General features: G+C 63.9%; 20 protein-coding genes. 14 read left to right on the top strand and 6 right to left on the bottom strand.

Going from position 1 to position 18,101, the window contains the following annotated elements; translation table 11 throughout:
• The 5 genes from JNO50_RS09245 to hemP form a co-directional block, all read right to left on the bottom strand.
• Nucleotides 1-819: an ABC transporter ATP-binding protein gene (locus JNO50_RS09245; protein ID WP_189536105.1), complete on the bottom strand. Its 819-nt coding sequence runs from the start codon at nucleotides 817-819 to the stop codon at nucleotides 1-3.
• Complete coding sequence (locus JNO50_RS09250; protein ID WP_189536103.1) at nucleotides 812-1,753, bottom strand: FecCD family ABC transporter permease; 942 nt, start codon at nucleotides 1,751-1,753, stop codon at nucleotides 812-814. The genes JNO50_RS09245 and JNO50_RS09250 overlap by 8 nt, the downstream gene beginning before the upstream one ends.
• The gene (locus JNO50_RS09255; RefSeq protein WP_229804866.1) at nucleotides 1,750-2,547 is read right to left on the bottom strand and encodes a heme/hemin ABC transporter substrate-binding protein; all 798 of its coding nucleotides are present in this window, start codon (nucleotides 2,545-2,547) and stop codon (nucleotides 1,750-1,752) included. Before JNO50_RS09255 ends, JNO50_RS09250 begins: the two co-directional genes overlap by 4 nt.
• Nucleotides 2,537-3,610 (bottom strand): hemin-degrading factor, encoded by a 1,074-nt coding sequence (locus tag JNO50_RS09260; protein ID WP_189536101.1) that lies wholly within the window; start codon nucleotides 3,608-3,610, stop codon nucleotides 2,537-2,539. The genes JNO50_RS09255 and JNO50_RS09260 overlap by 11 nt, the downstream gene beginning before the upstream one ends.
• 81 nt (nucleotides 3,611-3,691) lie before the next feature.
• Nucleotides 3,692-3,868, bottom strand: a complete 177-nt coding sequence (gene hemP, locus JNO50_RS09265) for a hemin uptake protein HemP (RefSeq protein WP_189536100.1) — start codon at nucleotides 3,866-3,868, stop codon at nucleotides 3,692-3,694.
• Nucleotides 3,869-3,924: 56 nt separating this feature from the next.
• Between hemP and JNO50_RS09270 the strand changes: the two genes are divergently transcribed.
• Nucleotides 3,925-5,103, top strand: coding sequence for an NAD(P)H-dependent flavin oxidoreductase (locus JNO50_RS09270; protein ID WP_229804864.1), 1,179 nt, complete (start codon nucleotides 3,925-3,927; stop codon nucleotides 5,101-5,103).
• On the opposite strand, the gene JNO50_RS09275 is transcribed toward JNO50_RS09270, so the two are convergent.
• Nucleotides 5,024-6,064, bottom strand: coding sequence for an NAD(P)H-dependent flavin oxidoreductase (locus tag JNO50_RS09275; RefSeq protein ID WP_189536098.1), 1,041 nt, complete (start codon nucleotides 6,062-6,064; stop codon nucleotides 5,024-5,026). The two genes, JNO50_RS09270 and JNO50_RS09275, sit on opposite strands and share 80 nt — an antisense overlap.
• 90 nt (nucleotides 6,065-6,154) lie before the next feature.
• On the opposite strand from JNO50_RS09275, the gene JNO50_RS09280 reads away from it, so the two are divergent.
• The 13 genes from JNO50_RS09280 to fabZ all read left to right on the top strand — a co-directional run bounded on the left by JNO50_RS09280 (nucleotide 6,155) and on the right by fabZ (nucleotide 18,100).
• Nucleotides 6,155-6,343, top strand: coding sequence for a hypothetical protein (locus tag JNO50_RS09280; protein WP_189536096.1), 189 nt, complete (start codon nucleotides 6,155-6,157; stop codon nucleotides 6,341-6,343).
• A gap of 138 nt (nucleotides 6,344-6,481) precedes the next feature.
• Nucleotides 6,482-7,210, top strand: a complete 729-nt coding sequence (gene rpsB / locus JNO50_RS09285; RefSeq protein WP_189536094.1) for a 30S ribosomal protein S2 — start codon at nucleotides 6,482-6,484, stop codon at nucleotides 7,208-7,210.
• Between the two features lie 78 nt (nucleotides 7,211-7,288).
• Entirely contained in the window at nucleotides 7,289-8,161 is an 873-nt protein-coding gene (gene tsf, locus JNO50_RS09290; RefSeq protein WP_189536092.1) for a translation elongation factor Ts, read from the top strand.
• A gap of 94 nt (nucleotides 8,162-8,255) precedes the next feature.
• Nucleotides 8,256-8,975: a UMP kinase gene (pyrH, locus tag JNO50_RS09295; protein ID WP_189536090.1), complete on the top strand. Its 720-nt coding sequence runs from the start codon at nucleotides 8,256-8,258 to the stop codon at nucleotides 8,973-8,975.
• A 76-nt stretch (nucleotides 8,976-9,051) separates the two neighbouring features.
• The gene (gene frr, locus JNO50_RS09300) at nucleotides 9,052-9,609 is read left to right on the top strand and encodes a ribosome recycling factor (protein WP_189536088.1); all 558 of its coding nucleotides are present in this window, start codon (nucleotides 9,052-9,054) and stop codon (nucleotides 9,607-9,609) included.
• 81 nt (nucleotides 9,610-9,690) lie between these two features.
• Nucleotides 9,691-10,374 carry a polyprenyl diphosphate synthase gene (uppS, locus tag JNO50_RS09305; protein ID WP_229804875.1) on the top strand — a complete coding sequence of 228 codons (684 nt, stop codon included), beginning with the start codon at nucleotides 9,691-9,693 and terminating at the stop codon, nucleotides 10,372-10,374.
• Between the two features lie 3 nt (nucleotides 10,375-10,377).
• Complete coding sequence (locus JNO50_RS09310; protein WP_189536086.1) at nucleotides 10,378-11,184, top strand: phosphatidate cytidylyltransferase; 807 nt, start codon at nucleotides 10,378-10,380, stop codon at nucleotides 11,182-11,184.
• A 14-nt stretch (nucleotides 11,185-11,198) separates the two neighbouring features.
• Nucleotides 11,199-12,374 (top strand): 1-deoxy-D-xylulose-5-phosphate reductoisomerase, encoded by a 1,176-nt coding sequence (gene ispC / locus JNO50_RS09315; RefSeq protein WP_189536084.1) that lies wholly within the window; start codon nucleotides 11,199-11,201, stop codon nucleotides 12,372-12,374.
• 4 nt (nucleotides 12,375-12,378) lie between these two features.
• Nucleotides 12,379-13,731 carry an RIP metalloprotease RseP gene (gene rseP, locus JNO50_RS09320; RefSeq protein WP_189536082.1) on the top strand — a complete coding sequence of 451 codons (1,353 nt, stop codon included), beginning with the start codon at nucleotides 12,379-12,381 and terminating at the stop codon, nucleotides 13,729-13,731.
• Nucleotides 13,732-13,740: 9 nt separating this feature from the next.
• The gene (bamA, locus tag JNO50_RS09325; RefSeq protein WP_189536080.1) at nucleotides 13,741-16,047 is read left to right on the top strand and encodes an outer membrane protein assembly factor BamA; all 2,307 of its coding nucleotides are present in this window, start codon (nucleotides 13,741-13,743) and stop codon (nucleotides 16,045-16,047) included.
• 17 nt (nucleotides 16,048-16,064) lie between these two features.
• Nucleotides 16,065-16,556: an OmpH/Skp family outer membrane protein gene (locus JNO50_RS09330; RefSeq protein ID WP_229804862.1), complete on the top strand. Its 492-nt coding sequence runs from the start codon at nucleotides 16,065-16,067 to the stop codon at nucleotides 16,554-16,556.
• Between the two features lie 49 nt (nucleotides 16,557-16,605).
• On the top strand, nucleotides 16,606-17,655 hold the full coding sequence (gene lpxD / locus JNO50_RS09335; RefSeq protein WP_189536078.1) for a UDP-3-O-(3-hydroxymyristoyl)glucosamine N-acyltransferase: 1,050 nt from the start codon (nucleotides 16,606-16,608) through the stop codon (nucleotides 17,653-17,655).
• On the top strand, nucleotides 17,648-18,100 hold the full coding sequence (fabZ, locus tag JNO50_RS09340; protein ID WP_189536076.1) for a 3-hydroxyacyl-ACP dehydratase FabZ: 453 nt from the start codon (nucleotides 17,648-17,650) through the stop codon (nucleotides 18,098-18,100). Before lpxD ends, fabZ begins: the two co-directional genes overlap by 8 nt.
• Nucleotide 18,101 lies beyond the last annotated feature (1 nt).

Here is an 18,101-nt window from a genome sequence, read left to right on the forward strand (position 1 = left end):
TCAGGCCGCCGCGCGGGAGGGGCCGGATTGGCTGACGAACCAGTTGCCGTTTTCGTCCTGGCGGGCGGTCATCGGCCACTGGTATGCCTGCGAAAGATGGACGCGGGCAAGAACATGCCGCGCGCTGCCCGTGGCGATGGCGCGTCCCTTATCCAGTAAGAGTAGATGGTCGGCGTGATTGGCCGCCAGTGACAGATCGTGCAGTACGGTCACCACGCTGCGGCCCTGCAGGCAGAGGCGGCGCAGTGTTTGCATCAGCAAATGCTGGTGACGGATATCCAGGTGGTTGGTGGGTTCGTCCAGCAGCAGCACGGGAGTGCCTTGTACGAGGGCGCGCGCCAGCGCGGCGCGCTGCCGCTCGCCGCCGGAGAGCGCTCCGAGCGGACGTGCGGCCGAGCCATCCAGCTCCAGCTGCTCGAGCGCCTGGCGCACCCGTTGCCGGTCTTCATCGCCGGGACGGCCGAGCCAGCCAAGCCAGGGCCGCCGCCCCAGCATGACGTAATCGCCGACGGACATCAGCGGATCTCCCTGAGGGTGCTGCCCCACCCAGGCGAGCCGCCGGCCGTCGTTTCCGTCCGAGGGGGGCGGCTTGCCGAACAGGGTGACCTCGCCGTTTTCGATGGGGGTGAGTCCGGCGAGGCAGCGCAGCAGAGTGCTTTTGCCGGAGCCGTTGGGGCCGAGGATGGCGGTGATGCTGTTGGCCGGGAAGGTCAGCGGTCCGGGATCGAGAATGGTTCGTCCCTGGCGGCATACCCGCCCGCTGAAGCGAAAGGCGGTATGCGCCTGTGACGCATGGTGAAGCGCAAGCGAGTCAGGCATGTTCGAGACCTCGTTGGCGATAGAATAGCCAGAAAAAGAACGGCGGGCCGGCGAAGCCGGCGATGAGGCCGGCCGGAAGATCGACCGGATAGGCGACGCTGCGTCCGGCGGTGTCGACCACCAGCAGGAACACGGCCCCGGCGAGACTCGATGCCGCGATCACCTGCCGGCGCGAGCCGCGCAGCACAAGGCTGACCGCATTGGGCACCATCATGCCGACAAAACCGATGATGCCCGACAGCGAAACGGCGGCGCCGGCGAGCAGCGCCGCGCTGACGGCGGTCGCGAAGCGGACGCGGCCGACGCGGATGCCGAGCGAGCTTGCGCTGTCTTCGCCGAGCGTCAGTATGTCGAGATCCCGCGCCAGAAAAACCAGCAGGGCGAGGCCGGGCAGCATGACCGACAGCGCGCCGGGCAACAGGCCGTAACGGGCTTCCGAAAGGCTGCCGGACAGCCAGGTCATGGCGCTGCGAAGCGCCATGTCGTCGGACAGGAAAAGGATCAGACTGACGGCCGCTCCGCAGAAGGCGCTGACGGCGATGCCGAGAATGAGCAGGCCGCTCAGCCCGCCGCGCATGAGGCGGTTCAGCGCGAGCACCAGCAGGGTGACGCCGAGTCCACCTGCGAATGCGGCGACCGGCAGGAACGCGCCGCCCAGTCCCAGCGCCATCGAGCCGATGACGCCGAGCGCCGCGCCGCCCGATGTGCCGATGAGCCCGGGGTCGGCAAGGCGGTTGCCGAACAGCGCCTGCAGCGCGGAGCCGGCCGCCGCCAGCGCCGCGCCGGTGAGCAGCGCCGCCAGCGCCCGGGGGAGGCGCAGCTCGGTCACCAGCGGGTCGTACCGATCCGGTGGTATCCATTGGCCGGCGCCGATGCCGAGGCACAGCAGTGTCACGAAGGCGACGGCCAGGATGATCAAGCCGAGCCGGATCACTGCGCAAGACTCCTCAGGCGTGCGACCGTTTGCGGGCTCGCGAGTCCCATGCGCAAAAAACTTTCTGCGGGCCAGCTTGCGATGCGGCCGCTTTTCGCGGCGGGACTCGCGGCGATCTCGGGGCGTTTCGCGAACGCCGCGGCACCGCCAAAAACCGCGGCGTTGTGTTCGGCCAGTACGATGACGTCGGGTCGCAGCGCCGCCCAGCCCTCCTTGCCCAGCGGTTTGAAGCCGTCGAGCTCGGCGGCGGCGTTGATGCCGCCGGCGGCGCGGATCAGGGTGTCGGCCGCGGTGTTGCGTCCGGCCACGAACCGCCCGTCGTAGCTGAGCAGGTAGCGCTTGCCGGTCGCCACGCCCGGTGTCATGCCCTGCCGCCAGGTTTGCGCCAGCGCGGCGGCCTCGCGGGGCTTGCCGATCAGTTCTCCGATGCGCGCGATGCTTTGGGCGTAGTCCGCTCCGTCTTCGCGCATGCCGATTTTCCGGGCGGGGATCGCCATGCGGGTCAATGTGGCGTAGATGCTGTCGGGCTGGGCCATCGGGCTGCCGATCACCAGGGTCGGTTTCAGGCGGGCCACCGGTTCGGCGTTGAGGGTGCGCGACAGGCCGATCGGTGCGGCATGCGCGAGTTCGGGCTGATGCGAGGCGTCGTTGCGGCCGACGACGTCTTTTGCCGCGCCAAGCGCCACCACGATGTCGGCCACGTCCGGTGTCAGCGCGACGAGCCGTTCGGCCGCGAGGGCCGGCAGCGAGGCGATGGCGAGCCAGCCGCCCAGCCAGAGGCGATTAAGCGGCACGGTGCGTCTCCTGCGGAGCGGCGCTTTGCGCCATGGCGTGCCAGGCCGGGTCCTCGCGCTGGCCTTCGCTGCGCAGGCCGAACAGGGTCAGAATGGTATCGCCGTTGGCGTCGAGGGCTTCGACGGCGGTGATGATGCCATCGCGGGTCGGTCGCTTGACGCGCCACACGCTGTCGATGCCTGACGGATCAAGATGCAGCGTCAGTGCCTTGTCGAAAATGTTGAGCCAGCCGTCCATCTCCTTGACGTTGACGATGGGGCCGCCGTGAATCTGCACCATGCCGCGGTTGCCGGTGAAAATCATGATCGGCGTTTGCTCGTCCGCCGCGCGGCGCAGCAGCGCCTCGATCGAGTTCACCGCCAGTTTTTCGGCATAACCTTCTGGGGCGCTGGCGAAGGCCGAGCGGCGCGACATGTCGTAACGCACCAGCAGACGGTTGAAGTGATGGATGTCCTGCAGGGCGAGCCATTCTTCGCGGAAGCGCGCGAGGTCGTCGCCGCCCAGGTCGCGATGGGGCAGTCCGGCGCGGGGCGTCCGCGGCCGGTCGGAGTCGCCGGCGCCGGCGAAGGCGGCGACCATGGCCTGCCAATCGTCCAGGCGGGCGTCGTCGTGCAGATAGAATTTTCCGATCGCGTCGCCGTGATCGTCGTAAAATTGCACCGAATGCAGCGCGCCGCGCCGGCTTTGCTGGCTCACCGCGAAAGCCCGGCGCCAGTTTTTCAGGTAGAAGCGCAGGTCAAGACCGCCCTGGTCGAGCGCGAGTCCCATGTCGGTGCCCAGCGAAAGGTTGCGTAACTGGCCGACCCTTTCCTGTACGCAGAAACGGTTGCGGGTGATGCATTTGATTTCACCGGCCAGGGTGAGCGCCTCGAGCAGCGCGTTGAAATCGCCGCGCAGCGCCATGGCTTCCGGCAAGACGGCGACCAGATCGGCTTCGCTGGCGCCGAGCGCGTCGGCGGCGTCACGCTGGCGCAAGGAAGGCCGTTCGGCCTTGAGCGCCTGGTAGCGGGAGAGAAGGTCGGTCGTGGCGTGTTCGGCGACAGGTGTGGAAGTCCGGTTCATGATTGTGGTTTCCTCGACGGATCTGTCGCGCCCTGGCTTGCGAAGCTGGCTAACGGCGCAGATGAATAATGGATGCGTGCGCTATTTGACGAGAATCAGCTTGTTCTGCCTCGTCAGGCACAGTCGGTAAATCTCGCCGTTGTGCGAGATGTGGATTTCGCGGCTGGTGCCCAGCAATGCCTGGCTGTCCGTGCGCGGCGCGGCGGATGGCTTCTCGGCGGACCGGGCGGGGAGCCGGGGGTTGGCGGTGGGGGTCATCGTCAGCTCTCCTTTGAGAATGATAATACTTATCAATAGCAGTTTAGGCAAGATGTTTGCGCTACGGCAAAGACGGTACGATCGTGGTGTGTCTCGCGCGCGGGATTCGGGAGAGCATGATGGGGCTTGGCGATGCATTGGGAGTGGAGTGGCCTTTGATTCAGGCGCCGATGGCCGGCGCCCAGGGCGCGGCGCTGGCGGCGGCCGTCTGCGAGGCGGGTGCGCTGGGCTCGCTGCCCTGCGCGATGTTGACGCCCGAGTCGCTGTCGGCCGAGCTGGCCGCGTTGCGGCGCTTGACCGACCGGCCGTTCAACGTCAATTTTTTCTGTCATGCGCCGCCTCTGTTCGACGCCGCGCGCGATCAGCGCTGGCGGGCCGCGCTGGCGCCCTGGTACGAAAAATACGGCATCGACCCGTCGGGCATTGTGCCGGCGGCCGGACGCGCGCCGTTCGACGAGCGGATGCTGGAGGTGATCGAGGCGTGGCGGCCTCCCGTGGTGAGTTTTCATTTCGGCCTGCCGCGGCCGGCGCTGCTCGATGGTGTGAAAGAGTGGGGTGCCGTGGTGATGTCGACGGCGACCACGGTCGACGAGGCGCGCTACCTGGAGGATCATGGCGCGGATGTGGTCATCGCCCAGGGAATCGAGGCGGGCGGGCACCGCGGGCTGTTTCTTTCCGGGGATTTGACCGGTCAGCTGCCGTTGCGCGAACTTCTGGCGCGCATCGCCGACGCGGTGCGGCTACCCGTGGTGGCGGCCGGAGGCATCGCCGGCCCGAAGGACGTGGCCGAAGCGATGGCGCTGGGCGCATCCGGCGTGCAGGCCGGAACCGTGTTCTTGCTGTGCGACGAATCGGGGGCCGGCGCCGTGCTCCGCGCCGCGGTGGCGCGGGCCGGCGAGGCGGGCACCGCGCTGACCCGGGTGTTCACCGGGCGTCCGGCCCGGGGTGTTGTCAATCTGGCGATGCGCGAACTCGGGCCGTTCGGCGAGTCCGTGCCGGATTTCCCGCTGGCGGTGTCCTATATGGCGCCGCTGCGGGCCCCCGTGCCGAAGCGGCGGGCGACGGCGCGTTTTCCCCGCTGTGGTGCGGGAAAAACACCGCCGGGTGCCGTGAAGTGCCTGCCGCCCGGATCGTGCTCGATCTGGTGGCCGGGTTCTAGCCGCGTTGCGCGTTTTCTCCGAGCGAGGCGGCGACGTCGTGTGCCTCGGCCATCACGCGCTCGAAGAGCTCCGTGACACTGGGCGTGTCGTCGATCAGTCCTTGCACCTGTCCGATCAACTGCACGCCGCGTTCGTGGTCGCCTTCCTGGATGGCCAGGCGGATCTGTTCCGAGGCGGCGCCGAACTGGGCGAGCTGGCGGATCTGCTGTGGCGCTTTCATCAGGCCGGCCAGTACGCGCGGAATCGAGACGTTCATTTTCCGGGCGTTGAGGCTTGCCCGCCAGCCTGCGGTCAGCAGGCCCAGCGGCTTGCGCGTGGCTTTCGCGGCGGTGGGGCTGTGCATGACGCGGCAAGGCAATCCGTCGAAATTGGCCGAGTAAATGGTGTCCTCCACCGACTTGGCGTGGATCATTGCCTTGGTGCGGTCGTGCACCGGACTTTCCCGTGTGGTGGCAAGGCGAGAACCCATGGCCACGGCATCGGCCCCCAGCGCCAGTGCCGCGACGAGGCCGGCGCCCGTGCCGAAGCCGCCCGCCGCGAGGATGGGCAGGTCGCTGACACGGCGGATGGCCGGGATCAGGACGAGCGACGTCACGCTTCCGCCGTGCGCGGCGGCTTCGTGGCCGGTCACGAGGAGTCCGTCGGCGCCTCCCGCGGCGGCGGAAATGGCATGGCGCTCGGTGGTGACGGTGGCGATCACCTTGCCGCCGTAAGCATGGGCCCGTTCGGCGATCCAGTCGCCCTTGCCCAGGGAGAAATTGATCACCGGCACCTGTTCTTGCAGCGCGGCTTCGGCGTTTTCCCGTGCGCCGGGCATCATCAGGGTGCAGCCGATGCCGAATGGCTTGTCGGTCAGTTCGCGGATGCGCGCGATGGCGCGGCGCGTGGCGGCGACATCCAGCGGGCCGGTGGCGAGGATGCCGAGACCTCCGGCATTGGCGACGGCGGCCACCAGTTCCGGAGTGGCGATCCAGCTCATGCCGGGGCAGGCCAGGGGGTGGTCAACACCGAAGGTGCGGGTGAAGCGTGTCTGCATGGTCATCTCGTGGCGGGTGGACGGTTATGCTATTCTCAATGCATTTTCCGATAAATTCAAACGATTGTTTGATTTCTTTCCGGTTTGCCCATGTATTTGATTCTGATTGGCTGGTTGTATGTGGTATTGATGATCGCGGCGGCACAGGATTCCGTGGCGAAAGGGCTGAGTGTCGCCTTCTTTCTGGGTTTTCTGCCGTCCTGGCTGTTTTTGCGGCTGATACGGCGCAAGCTGGAGCAGCGTCGGCGCGTGCGCGAGGAAAGCCGTCGCGAGGCTTGAGCCGGTCGCTGGCGCAATGCTATAATCTCGCGTTTCCTGATAATTCCGTCGGGAAAATTACGCACATCCGCGCCAAAGGGTGCCGGCCGAGCCGGTTTTCTGCGCGGATGGAGGCTTAACCCTTTAAGGAGTTTTTGCATGACCACCAACGTTACCATGCGTCAGATGCTGGAAGCCGGCGTTCACTTCGGCCACCAGACCCGTTTCTGGAACCCGAAGATGGCCCAGTACATTTTCGGCAGCCGCAACAAGATTCACATCATCAACCTGGAAAAGACCCTGCCGCTGTTCGTGTCGGCCCAGGAATATGTGCGTCGTCTGGCCGCCAACAAGGGTACTGTGTTGTTCGTCGGCACCAAGCGTCAGGCTCGTGAGATCGTGCGTGAAGAAGCCGTTCGCGCTGGCATGCCGTTTGTTGACCACCGTTGGCTCGGTGGCATGCTGACCAACTACAAGACCGTGAAGCAGTCGATCAAGCGTCTTGAAGAAAAGCGCGCCATCCTGGAAAACGCCGGCGATACCGGTTACAACAAGAAGGAAATGCTGGATCTCGAACGTGAAGTCGAGAAGCTCGAGCGCTCTCTTGGCGGTATCAAGGACATGAAGGGCCTGCCGGACGCCATCTTCGTCATCGACACCGGCTACCAGAAGGGTACCATCGTCGAAGCCAAGAAACTGGGCATCCCGGTCATCGGCGTTGTCGATACGAACAACAGCCCTGACGGCATCGATTACGTAATCCCGGGTAACGACGACTCCAGCCGTGCCATCCGCCTCTACCTGCGCGGCATCGCCGACGCGGTTCTGGAAGGTCGCGCACAGTCGATTCAGGAAATCGTCGCCGCCGAAGCGGCACAGGCCGAATAAGTCGGTTCCAAAAGGGGCGCAAGCCCCTTTTTTTGGACCCGAGCATTGCGTAACTGGATTATTTAAGGAGTTTCAAGCATGGCGGAAATTACCGCAAAAATGGTGGCCGACCTGCGCGGCGCGACCGGCATGGGCATGATGGAGTGCAAGAAGGCCCTGGTTGAGGCCGAAGGCGACATGGTGCGCGCCGAAGAAATCTTGCGCATCAAGTCCGGTGCCAAAGCTTCCAAGCTGGCGGGCCGCACGGCCGCCGAAGGCGTGATCGCCACCTTCACCGAAGCCGGCATCGGCGCCATGGTCGAAGTCAACTGCGAAACCGACTTCGTCGCCAAGGACGAAACCTTCCTGGCCTTCGCCAAGGCGGCTGCCGAGGCTGTTGCCAAGTCGAACCCGGCCGACGTCGAGGCGCTGGGCGCGTACCGCGTGGCTTCCGGCGAATCCGTCGAAGAGATCCGCAAGGCCGCCGTGGCCAAGCTGGGCGAGAACATGAGCGTGCGTCGTTTCGTTCGCTACGAAACCGCCGGCGCCATCGCCACCTACCTGCACGGCAGCAAGATCGGCGTCATCGTCGACTTCACCGGCGGCGAAGAGCAGCTGGGCCGCGACATCGCCATGCACGTTGCCGCCTCCAAGCCGATCTGCGTGTCCAAAGACCAGGTGCCGGCCGAAACGCTGGAAACCGAACGCCGCATTTACACCGAGCAGGCCGCCCAAAGCGGCAAGCCGGCCGATATCGTCGCCAAGATGGTCGAAGGCCGCGTGACCAAGTTCCTCGCCGAGGTGACCCTGCAGGGTCAGCCGTTCGTGAAGAACCCGGACGTGACCGTTGAGAAACTGCTGGCCGAGAAGAAGGCTGTGGTCAACAACTTTGCCATGTTCGTGGTTGGTGAAGGTATCGAAAAGAAGGTGGTGGACTACGCCGCCGAGGTGGCCGCTGCCGCCAAGGTCTGAGCCCTTTTTGGCCTGATCTGAATACGACGGCACCCTGCGCGCAGGGTGCCGTTTTGCAAATTGAATATCCGTAAATCGCCAACCGAGGTTACATATGAGCCAAGCTCCCGCCTACAAACGCATCCTTCTCAAGCTTTCCGGCGAAGCCCTGATGGGCGATGACAGCTATGGAATCAACCGGCAAACCATCGAGCAGATCGTGGGCCAGATCAAGGAGGTGGTCGATCTTGGCATTCAGGTTGGTATCGTGATCGGCGGTGGTAATATTTTCCGTGGAGTCGCACCCGCCGCGGCCGGCATGGATCGCGCGACGGCCGACTACATGGGCATGATGGCGACGGTCATGAACGCGCTGGCGCTCAAGGATGCGATGACGCGCGCGGGCATGGTGGCGCGCGTGCAGTCCGCGCTGACGATGCAGCAGATCGCCGAGCCTTACGTGCGCGGCAAGGCCATGCAGTATCTGGAGGAAGGCAAGGTGGTGATTTTTGCCGCCGGCACCGGCAATCCCTTCTTCACGACGGATACCGCCGCTTCGCTGCGGGGCATGGAGATGAATGTCGACATCATGCTGAAGGCCACCAAGGTCGACGGCGTCTACACCGATGATCCGAAAAAGAATCCCGACGCGGTTCGCTATCAGACCCTGACGTTCGACGAGGCCATCGCCCGCAACCTGAAAGTGATGGACGCGACGGCGTTCGCCCTGTGCCGCGACCAGAAGCTGAATATCAAGGTCTTCAGCATATTCAAGAGCGGCAGTCTCAAGCGCGTGGTGCTTGGCGAAGACGAAGGCACGCTGGTACACTGCTGATCTTGCATTTGATAAGGCGGAACCGGCGTTCGGCGCTGCTTCCGCCTTGTTTTTCCCGTTTCGAAGTGGAGCAATCATGATTAGCGAAGTCAAGCGTTCGGCCGAACACAAGATGCAAAAATCTCTTGAGGCATTCAAGGCCGATTTGGCGAAGGTCCGTACCGGCCGTGCCCACACCGGTCTGCTCGATCACGTCATGGTGGATTACTACGGCAGCGAAGTGCCGGTCAATCAGGTCGCCAACGTTACCCTGATCGATGCGCGCACCATTGGCGTGCAGCCTTGGGAGAAGCCGATGCTCGCCAAGGTCGAGAAGGCCATTCGCGATTCCGATCTGGGGCTGAACCCGGCGGCGATGGGCGACATCATCCGCGTGCCGATGCCGATGCTGACCGAAGAGCGCCGCAAGGACCTGATCAAGGTCGTGCGCGGCGAAGCCGAGGACGCCCGTGTCGCGGTTCGCAATGTCCGCCGCGACGCCAACAACGAATTCAAGAACCTCCTGAAGGACAAGTCCATCACCGAAGACGAAGAGCGTCGCGGCCAGGACGAGATCCAGAAGCTGACCGACAAGTACACCGCCGAAATCGACAAGGCCTTGGCGGTCAAGGAAAACGAGTTGCTGGCAGTATAAGTTAAGGGGTCGCTCTTGTTTGGCAGTTCCACTCAGGTCGTGCCCGAAGTGCGGCCCGTGCCCCGTCATATTGCCATCATCATGGATGGGAATGGGCGATGGGCCAAACGGCGTTTTCTGCCCCGCGTGGCGGGACACAAGCGTGGTCTGGATTCGGTGCGCGAGGTGATCGGCGCTTGCCGGCGTCTCGGCGTCGAGTACTTGACGCTGTTCGCCTTTTCCACCGAAAACTGGCGTCGACCAGCGGAGGAAGTGTCCTTCCTCATGGACCTTTTCATGCGGGCGCTCGAACATGAAATCGAGCGTCTCAACGCCAATAATATTCGCCTGAAGGTGATCGGCAGCCGCGAACGGTTCGGCGCGTCGCTCTCGGAGCGGATCGCCGATGCCGAGCGGCGGACCGCGACGAACAGCGGCCTCGTGCTGACCATCGCGGCCGATTATGGCGGGCGCTGGGATGTGCTTCAGGGCGTCAACGCGCTGATCGCCGAGGGCGCGACGGCGATAACCGAAGAGGCGCTCGCCGAAAGGCTGTCGATGCGCTATGCGCCCGAGCCGGATCTCTTTATCCGCACCGGCGGCGAGCAGCGCATCAGCAATTTCCTGTTGTGGCAGCTGGCGTATTCGGAGCTGTATTTTACCGACAAGCTTTGGCCCGACTTCGACGGCGTGGCGCTGGAAGAGGCCGTCGGCTCCTACCAGGGCCGGGAGCGCCGCTTCGGGCGCACCAGCGAACAACTTCCCGAGGCCCTTCGCCGGGATTGACCGATGCTCAAAACCCGTATCATTACCGCATTGTGCCTGCTGCCGCTGATGCTGGCCGCGCTGTTCGTCTTTCCGCCCGAATTGTGGGCGGCGTTCAGCTGGCTGGTGACCGGGCTCGCCCTGTGGGAGTATTGCCGGATGGTCGGCATGCGCCAGCCGTTCATGGCGCTGTACCTTTCGGTGTCCACGCTCGTGGCGGCGGCGCTGTGGCTGTTGAAGCTGCGGATGCCGGTCGCGGGGCATGTCGCCGTGCTGGTCTTCTGGCTGGGAGTTGTGCCCCTGTGGCTGAAACGCCGCTGGACGCTGAAAGATGGCTGGACAGCGAGGGCGCTGGGCTGGCTCTTGATGTTTCCGGCCTGGTTCGCTTTCGTGGAGTGGCGGCCGGCCGCCGACCCCGCCATGGCGCTGGCCCTGCTCGCCGTGATGGGGCTGGTCTGGGTCGCCGATGTCGCGGCCTATTTCGCCGGTCGCGCGTTCGGTCGTCGCAAGCTCGCTCCCGCGATCAGTCCCGGCAAGAGCTGGGAGGGCGTTTGGGGCGGCCTTCTCGCCGTCGCGCTGTACGCGCTGGCCGTGACGCGACTGGGCTGGATCGCGCTACCGGTGCCTCTTTTCGCCGTGATCGGCGTGGCGCTGGTGCTCGCGGCGGTCAGCGTGACCGGCGATCTGCTCGAATCGTGGTTCAAGCGCAGCGCCGGAATGAAAGATAGCAGCGGTCTTCTGCCCGGGCACGGCGGAGTTTACGACCGGATCGACAGTCTTATCGCCGTCCTTGCCGTCAGCCATGCACTGAAAACGCTGGGCGGTCTGTAACAAGATCCAATCACATGACACAACAAGGGATTGCCATTCTTGGCGCCACCGGCAGTGTCGGCGCCAATACGCTCGACGTGGTGGGGCGGCATCCGCAAGACTGGCGCGTCGTGGCGCTCAGCGGCCATACGCGCATCGACCGGTTGTTCGAGCAGTGTCTCGCGCACCGGCCACGCTACGCCGTGACGGGCAGCGAAGAGTCGGCCGCCGTTCTGCGCCGCCGGTTGCGCGAAGCCGGTCTCGATACCGAAGTGGAGTTCGGCGCCGACGCGCTGTGCCGCATCGCATCGTTGCCGGAAGTGGACGCGGTGATGGCGTCGATCGTTGGCGCCGCCGGCCTGCCGTCTTCGATCGCGGCCGCCCGCGCCGGCAAGCGCCTGTTGCTGGCCAACAAGGAATCGCTGGTCATGGCCGGGCATCTTTTCATGTCGGCGGTGCGCGAGGGCGGCGCGAGGTTGCTGCCCGTCGATAGCGAGCACAGCGCCATTTTCCAGTCCTTGCCGCATGATTTCGCCGGGGATCTTGACGCCTCCGGCATTCGCAAACTGATTCTCACCGCTTCGGGCGGGCCATTCCGGCTGATGCCCGCCGATCGTTTCGCGGCGGTCACCGTGGAAGAGGCGTGCCGCCATCCGAACTGGAGCATGGGGAGGAAGATTTCCGTCGATTCGGCGACCCTGATGAACAAAGGGCTGGAAGTCATCGAGGCGCATTGGCTGTTCAATGCGCCGCCGGCCCGGATCGATGTGGTGGTCCATCCGCAAAGTGTCATCCATTCCATGGTTCAATACCGGGACGGTTCCGTTGTCGCGCAATTGGGGTCGCCGGACATGCGCACGCCGATCGCCAATGCGCTCGCCTGGCCGGGTCGCATCGAAGCGGGGGTGGCCGATCTGGATTTTGGCGCGCTTGCCGGATTGACCTTCGAGGCGCCGGATCTCGCGCGCTTCCCCTGTCTTGGTCTCGCCTATGCGACGCTGGAAGCCGGCGGCGATGCCTCCGCGGTGCTCAACGCCGCGAACGAAGTGGCTGTCGAGGCGTTTCTTGCGCGGCGGATCCGCTTTACGGATATCCCCGTTCTGGTGGAAGATGCCCTGTCCCGGCTGGATTTGTCCGCCAGTCCGGATCTGCCTTCCCTGATGGCGAAAAATGACGAAACCCGCCGTTACACGGCTTCACGAATAAGCTGATGTTATGCTGACTTTGCTTGCTTTCTTGCTGGCCATCGGTGTGCTTGTCACCTTTCACGAGCTGGGCCACTTTCTGGTGGCCCGCTGGTGCGGAGTCAAAGTGCTGCGTTTTGCCGTCGGATTCGGCTCGCCGCTGTTTTCCCGTTACTGGCGCGGGACGGAATGGGTCATCTGTCCGGTTCCGCTGGGCGGCTATGTGCGCATGCTCGACGAGCGCGAGGGGCCGGTCGACCCGTCCGAGCTGGATCGCGCGTTCAACCGCCAGCCGGTGCTCAAGCGCATGGCCATCGTGGCGGCCGGCCCGCTGGCCAATCTGCTGCTGGCGGTGCTGATCTACTGGGTCGTGGTGGCGCAGGGCGTGACGGAAATCCGGCCGGCGGTCGGCATGGTCGTCAAGGAGAGTCCCGCCGCCATGGCGGGGTTCCAGGCCGGCGACCGGATCGCTTCGCTCGATGGCGCGCCGGTGGAGAACTGGCAGGCCGTGCGTCTTGCGCTCGCCGAGCGGCTGGGCGGGGCAATGGCGGGTCCCGCCATGCGTTTCGAGGTGGTGACCGCCGCGGGCGCGAAAGCCACCCGCACGCTCGATCTTGCCCGCGACGGAAAACGCTTTGCGGCCGATCTGGCTTCGGGCAATATCGGTATTTCACCGGTGCGCCTGTTGCCGGTGATCGGCGCCGTCGACCCGGAGGGCGCGGCGGCCCGCGCCGGGCTCAAGGAAGGCGATCGCCTGCTGGCGGTCGATGGCAAGCCGTTGTCCGACTGGAACGACTGGGTGGAGATCATCCGTAACAGTCCCGGCAAGCCCCTGACGATCCGGATCGAGCGCAAGGGCGCTCCGCAGGATGTCTTGGTGCGGCCGGCCGGGGTGCCGGGCGAGTTCGGTTATGTGGGCCGGATCGGCGCCGCGCCGCAGTCCGACGAAGCCTGGATGCGTTCGATCAGCTATACCCGGCAGTACGATGCGGGCGCGGCGGCCATCGAGGCCTTGCGAAAAACCGGCGATACCGCCTGGATGAGTCTGCGTTTTCTTGGCAGGATGTTGATCGGGCAGGCCTCGCTCGATAATCTGTCCGGACCGTTGACGATCGCCGCTGTCGCCGGACAGACGGCCCGGCAAGGCTGGACGTCCTATCTGGAATTCATGGCGCTCATCAGTATCAGTATCGGCGTGCTCAACTTGTTGCCGATACCGGTTCTGGATGGTGGTCACTTAATGTATTATACGGCGGAGCTGATCAAGGGGAAGCCCCTGAGCGAGCGTGCTCAACTCATGGGGCAGAGAATCGGTTTCGCACTTCTGGCATCACTAATGGCGTTTGCTTTGCTGAACGATATCAGCCGCCTTTTTGGGGGTTAAAACAAGCCTATGAAATTGAAACTCGTTGCGGCGGCCGTTCTGGGTCTGTCTACTGCTTCGGCATCCTGGGCGCTCAGTCCGTTTGTCATCAAGGATATTCGCGTCGAAGGTCTGCAGCGTACCGAGGCCGGTACGGTGTTCAATTACCTGCCGATCAAGGTCGGGGACACGTTCAGCGACGAAAAGGCCTCGCAGGCCATCAAATCCCTGTACGCCACCGGTTTCTTCAATGATGTTCGCGTTGAAGTGCGGGACGACGTCGTGATCGTCGGCGTCGCGGAGCGTCCGGTCATCGCCCAGCTGACCATCAATGGCGCGCGCGAGTTCGACAAGGACCAGCTCAAGAAAACGCTTAAGGACAATGGCCTTGGCGAGTCGCGCATCTTCGACCAGGGGCTGCTCGACGGCGCGATCCAGGAACTGAAGCGGAACTACTATTCGCGCGGCAAGTACTCCGTCGATGTCTCGGCGCATACCACCAAGCTGGAGCGCAACCGCGTGGCGGTGACACTTGATATCAACGAAGGGGTGACCGCGAAGATCAGGGAAATCCGCGTTGTCGGCGCCAAGGCATTCGGACAGTCCGACCTGCTTGACCAGTTCTCGCTGACCACCGGCGGTTGGTTGTCCTGGATCACCAAGGACGATCAGTACTCCAAGCAGAAGCTGACCGGCGACCTGGAAAAACTGCGCGCCTGGTACCAGAACCAGGGGTACCTCGAATTCAACATCGACTCCACGCAGGTGTCGATCAGCGCCGACAAGGAAAGCATTTTCCTGACGGTCAACGTGCACGAAGGGGCGCGTTTCACGGTCGGCGACCTGAAGATCGCCGGCGACCTGAAGGTGCCCGAGCCCGAGCTGCGCAAGCTGCTGCAGGTCAAGACCGGCGACGTGTTCAATCGCGAGAAAATCAACGACACGATCACGGCGATCACCGAACGTCTGGGGCAGGACGGCTACGCCTTCGCCAATGTCAACGTGATTCCCGACGTCGATCGGGCCAAGAATGTGGCCGGCTTCACGTTCTATGTGGATCCGGGTCGCAAGACCTACGTGCGTCACATCACCATCAGCGGCAACACCAAGACCCGCGATGAAGTCGTGCGCCGCGAGCTGCGCCAGCTGGAAGGCGCCTACTACAACGGCAAGAACATCAAGCGCAGCAAGGAGCGCGTCGAGTTGCTCGGTTATTTCGAGGACGTCAATATCGAAACACCGGCCGTTCCGGACTCGCCCGATCAGGTCGACATGAACGTCAACCTGAAGGAGCGTTCGACCGGTACGATCAATGCCGGTCTGGGCTACGCGCAAGGCGATGGCCTGCAACTGACCGCCAGCATTTCCCAGAGCAACATCTTCGGTTCGGGCAAGGCGCTGTCGGTGAGCATGTCCAACAGCAAGGTGAACAAGATCGCCCAGATCCAGTTCACCGACCCGTACTTCACGCCGGATGGCGTGAGCCTCGGTTACAACCTCTACCATCGCAGCTATACCCCGGACAGCATCAACCTCTCGTCCTACCAGACCAAGAGCGATGGCTTGTCGGTGAGCATGGGCGTGCCGGTGACCGAGTACGATCGCATCAACTACGGCCTGGGCTTTGACCAGACCAAGATCACCACGTTCTCGAACAGCCCGCAGCAATACATCGATTACGTGAAAAAATATGGCAACAAGAACAATACCCTCAGCGGTTCGGTGGGCTGGGGCCGGGATACCCGCGACAGCGCGTTGTGGCCGACTCGTGGCTACAGTGTTTCCGCCTCGCTCGATGCCGGTCTTCCGGGCGGGCGCGTGCAGTTCTACCGCTTGTCGCACAACCAGCAGTGGTTCTTCCCGCTCTCCAAGACCTTCACGCTCGCGTTCAACGGAGAAGTCGGTTTCGTGAACGGCTATGGCAAGACGCCGACCGTGCCGTTCTTCCAGAACTACTACCTGGGCGGTATCGGTTCGGTGCGCGGTTACCAGAGCAACACCATGGGCGCGCTGGACAGCAACGGCGATGCGCTGGGTGGCACCCGCAAGTTCGTCTTCAACACCGAGGTGCTGTTCCCGTTCCCTGGCATGAAGGACAACAAGTCGGTGCGCCTGAGCGCCTTCTTCGACGCGGGTTCCGTCTGGGGCAATTCGACGTCCGGCTCGCAGTACCCGAACCGCAGTTCGGCGAGCAACAACGTCCGCTACTCGATCGGTGGCGCGTTGACCTGGCTGTCCCCGATGGGGCCGCTGAAATTCAGCTATGCGCTGCCGCTCAAGAAGAAGGATGGCGACAAGATCGAGCGCTTCCAGTTCACGGTCGGCGCGGCATTCTAGAACGGAGGGAATAGCCTGTGAAACTGAACACATCCTGGCTGATCGCCTTGCTTGGGCTGGCGATCGGATCGCCGGCTCTCGCCGATGGCTTCAAGATGGGGTATATCAGCACGGAGCGCATCTATCGCGAAGGCGCCCCGTTCGTCGCCATCATGAAGCGTCTGGACAAGGAGTTCGCCGACCGGCGCAACGACCTGAAACGCATGGAGTCCCGCGGCAAGGATCTCGAGGCGACCCTCGGCAAGAGCGCGTTGGCGCCGGCCGACCGGAAAAACTTCGAGCGCGAGCTGGACAGCCTTGATCGCGAGTACCGCGTCAAGAGCCGCGAGCTGTCGGAGGACTTCAACCAGCGCCGCAACGAGGAGTTCTCGGCGATGCTGGAGCGAGCCAACCGGATCGTCAAGTCGATCGCCGAAAAGGAGCAGTACGACCTGATCCTGCAGGATGCGGTCTACGTCAATCCGAAGTTCGACCTGACGGGCAAAGTGCTCAAGGAACTGGACAAGTAACCCTTCACCGTTCGGGAGGAAGCCGGCCCGGGGTCGGCTTTAATTTTTGATGTCTTACATGCTTTCCGAGATCGTGGCGAAGCTGGGCGGCACGTTGCGCGGCGAAGACCGCCGCATCGAACGGCTGGCTCCGCTGGATACCGCGGGGCAGGATGATCTTGCCTTTCTTGCGAACCCCAAATACCGTCGCCGGATGGATGCTTGCGAAGCCGGCGCGGTCATCGTGACGCCCGCGCTGGCCGACGATCTGGCCGATACGCGTCCGCTGATCCTCGCCGAGGATCCGTACCTGTATTTCGCCCGCGTGGCGACACTGTTCCATCCGGTCGCGCCGCCGGTGGAGGGCATTCATCCGGGTTCGACGGTCGGCGAGGGGAGCCGCGTCGGCAAGGGCACGGAGATCCGCGAGCTTGTCAGTATCGGCCGCCATGTGACGATCGGCGAGAACTGCAAGATTTATCCCGGAGTGGTGATCGGTGACGAAGTGAGCATCGGCGACTCGGTGACGCTTCATGCCAATGTGACGGTCTACCATGGCTGCCGTATCGGCGACCGCGTGGGCATCCATTCGGGCAGCGTCATCGGCGCGGACGGCTTCGGTCTTGCCTGGACCGGCGAGGACTGGTTCAAGATTCCCCAGACGGGCCGGGTGATCATCGAGGACGATGTCGAAATCGGGGCCAACACCACCATCGACCGCGGCGCCATGGCCGACACCGTGATCCGGCGTGGCGCGAAGATCGACAATCTGGTGCAGATCGCCCACAACGTCCAGATCGGGGAGCATTCGGCCATCGCCGGATGCGTCGGCATCGCCGGCAGTACCCGTGTCGGCGCTTATTGCACGGTGGGGGGCGCCGCCATGTTCGTCGGCCATATCGACATCGCCGACAAAACCCATATCGGCGGAGGGACGCTGGTCTCCAAGTCCATCCGCACTCCCGGAACCTATGCGTCGTCCTACCCGATGTCGACGATGAAGGACTGGATGGCCAATGCCGTCCACCTCCGTCACCTTGACGACCTGGTCAAACGGGTGAAACGGCTCGAACGCGAGCAAAAAACACGAAATAACAGAGAGGATGACACGGATGAGTGAGCACGCCGTAAACATTGACGTGCGCGAGATCATGCGCCACCTGCCGCACCGCTACCCGTTCCTGCTGGTGGACCGCGTGGTGGAGTTCGAAGCGGACAAGCGGATTCGCGCCCTCAAGAACGTTACCATCAACGAGCCCTTCTTTGCCGGGCATTTCGAACATTATCCGGTGATGCCGGGCGTGCTGATCATCGAAGCGTTGGCCCAGGCGGCGGGTATTCTGTCGATCCGCAGCAAGGGCGACCGCCCGGACAACGAAATGTATTTTCTCGTCGGCATCGACAATGCGCGCTTCAAGCGCCAGGTCGTGCCGGGCGACCAGCTCGTGCTGGAAGTGGAAGAAACCGGCAGCAAGCGCGGCATCGCCCGCTACACCGCTCGCGCTCTGGTGGATGGCCAGGTGGCCTGCCAGGCGGAAATCATGTGCGCCAAAAGAGAGGTCTGAG

Source organism: Paludibacterium paludis, assembly GCF_018802605.1.
GTDB classification, from domain to species: Bacteria; Pseudomonadota; Gammaproteobacteria; order Burkholderiales; family Chromobacteriaceae; genus Paludibacterium; species Paludibacterium paludis.